The 2,277-nt window shown below is 68.1% G+C and carries 2 protein-coding genes and 1 pseudogene; 2 read left to right on the top strand and 1 reads right to left on the bottom strand.

What is annotated here, in order from left to right; genetic code table 11:
• Nucleotides 1-183, top strand: a pseudogene (locus IQ216_RS13500) (hypothetical protein); the annotation flags it as partial.
• Here the strand turns inward: IQ216_RS13500 and IQ216_RS13495 are convergent.
• Nucleotides 180-1,022 (bottom strand): hypothetical protein, encoded by an 843-nt coding sequence (locus IQ216_RS13495; protein WP_228007528.1) that lies wholly within the window; start codon nucleotides 1,020-1,022, stop codon nucleotides 180-182. The pseudogene IQ216_RS13500 and the gene IQ216_RS13495 overlap by 4 nt on opposite strands.
• 90 nt (nucleotides 1,023-1,112) lie before the next feature.
• On the opposite strand from IQ216_RS13495, the gene IQ216_RS13490 reads away from it, so the two are divergent.
• A partial coding sequence (locus tag IQ216_RS13490; RefSeq protein WP_228007527.1) for a glycosyltransferase family 2 protein occupies nucleotides 1,113-2,277 on the top strand: 1,165 nt, incomplete at its 3' end.

The following is a 2,277-nucleotide window of genomic DNA, read 5'->3' as shown; positions in this document are numbered from 1 at the left end:
ATCCAGAGCCGGCTGGCCAAAACCAACTGGAATTCCGGATGCCAGAGCTGGTACCTCACCGAGGATGGATTCAACGCGACGATGTACCCCGGCTTCGCAACACAATACGCAAAGCAGATGGCCGATCTGGAGCTAAAGGATTACCGCCTGCTGGCAGAAGAGGCCGCGAGCGAGACCGTTTAAGGCCGCCCGGCAGCCTCCTGAGCCCGGGCACCCGGATACAACCAGGCAATCAGCAAACTGACCAGGCTGGATGCCAGCAAGGCGCCAAGGAACGGTGCCAGCGTTGGAATGCTGTCTGGAAAGCTCGCCGCCAGCGCACCTGCGGTGAAGCTACCCTGGCTCACCCAGCCGGGAAGCACGGCACCGAGCAACCCGGCCAGGCCACCAGCCACCGCTGCCAGCGGCGACATACGGCGCCACAATCCCAGCAGCACCGGCACCACAATCGCCGCACACAGCAAGTCTGCAATCAGAAACAGCCGAAGCACTGAGAAGCCCTGAAGCGCCACCCAGATCACCGGCACCATCAGTATCACCGTCGCCCAGCGGGCAGCACGCACTGACAGGCCGCGCCTTCCCGAACTGGCCACCGCCATGGATGCAATGGCGTTCTGCAAAGTATCGACACTGGAGGCCACCAGCGTCACCGCCAGAACCAGCGCCGGCAAAGCAAGCCAGGCCGGTGCGGCGGAGAGCAACGCGAAGAATGGAATCGGAGGCTCGCCCAGCGGTAATGCATGCACGGCCGCCAGCATCCCCAGGCCACCAATGGCCATCACCACCATGAACGTGCTGATGCCGCCCAACACCGCGCCGCGCCCAAGGGCACGGTCCGTTTCAGCTGCCCACACTCGCTGCCAATAGCCCTGATGAAACAGGTTGGCGGCAGTCACCGCAATCACCAGAGTGAGCGCCACAGACAGCGCACTGCCAACCGGCACGGAAGGCATGACTGCCTCTGTTGGCATGGAGGGCAGCCAGTACCAGGTCACACCACCCACCAGCAGCAACAGGGCCAACAACAACCAGGCCTGCCMCTGCCCGCCCAGCTGCCCCTCTGGCAGCGGCTGCTCAGCCTGCCCCTGCCGAGGCAGGAGGCAGGCCTGGTGATGCCCGCCGGCTGTGAGCCCGGCCCCGATGGCAGCCCCCAGCCAAGGGCTCCGCTGCAGTTGCCCCTGGCCACGGCGCCGGAGCTGGAGCCGCAGGTGTCGATCGTGATCCCCGTGCACGGCCACTACGCCGTGACCCGCCGCTGCCTGGCGGCAATCGCCTTCGCTCCCACCGCCGTGCCCTACGAGCTGATCGTGGTGGATGACGGGTCCCTCGATGCCACAGCTGAGCTGCTGGCCGCCGAGGCCCCCGGCGTGCAGGTGGTGCGCCATCCCTTCGCCCGCGGCTTCAACCAGGCCTGCTGCAGCGGCGCCGCCGCCGCCCGCGCCCCCGTGCTGGTGTTGCTCAACAACGACACCGAGCCCAGTGCCCACTGGCTCGAGGAGCTGCTCGATCCCTTCAGCCGCTGGGCCGACACCGGCCTGGTGGGCGCCCAGCTGATGCTGCCCGACGGCCGCCTGCAGGAGGCCGGCGGCATCGTGTGGGGCAACGGCGAGCCCTGGAACTACGGCCGCGGCGGCAACCCCTACGACCCCCGCTACAGCTACGCCCGCCAGGCCGATTACGTGAGCGGCGCCGCCCTCGCCATCCGTTCCGACCTCTGGCGCCAGCTGGGTGGCTTCAGCCCCGAGTTCTCCCCCGCCTACTACGAGGACACCGACCTGGCCTTCAAGGCCCGCCAGGCCGGTTTCAGCGTGCGCTATGCCCCTCTCGCCCGGGTGATCCACCACGAGGGGGTGAGCAACGGCAGCGACACCGAGGCTGCCGCGGGCCTCAAGCGCTACCAGGCCATCAATGCGCCCCTGTTCCAGGCCAAGTGGGCCAGTGCCTTCGACGGGCCCCAGGAGCCCAGCCTGGTCGAGGCCGAGCGCCTCAAAGACCGCGGCATCCTCGGCCGCGCTCTCTTCCTCGACCACGACACCCCCCGGGCCGACCGCGACGCCGGCAGCCAAGCCGCCCTGGTGGAGATGGAGCTGGTGCAGGCCCTGGGCTGGAAGGTGAGCTTCCTTCCCGCCAACCTCGCCTGGCTGGGCAGCTACACCGAAGAGCTGCAGCGCCGCGGCATCGAGGCCCTGCACGCCCCCTTCGTGCTCTCCCTCGAGCAGCTGCTGCGCGAGCGCGGCGCTGAGTTCGAGCTCATCTACATCACCCGCTACACCACAG

Source organism: Cyanobium sp. LEGE 06143, assembly GCF_015207535.1.
Lineage (GTDB): Bacteria > Cyanobacteriota > Cyanobacteriia > PCC-6307 > Cyanobiaceae > NIES-981.
This window is presented reverse-complemented; position numbering and strand designations above follow the sequence as displayed.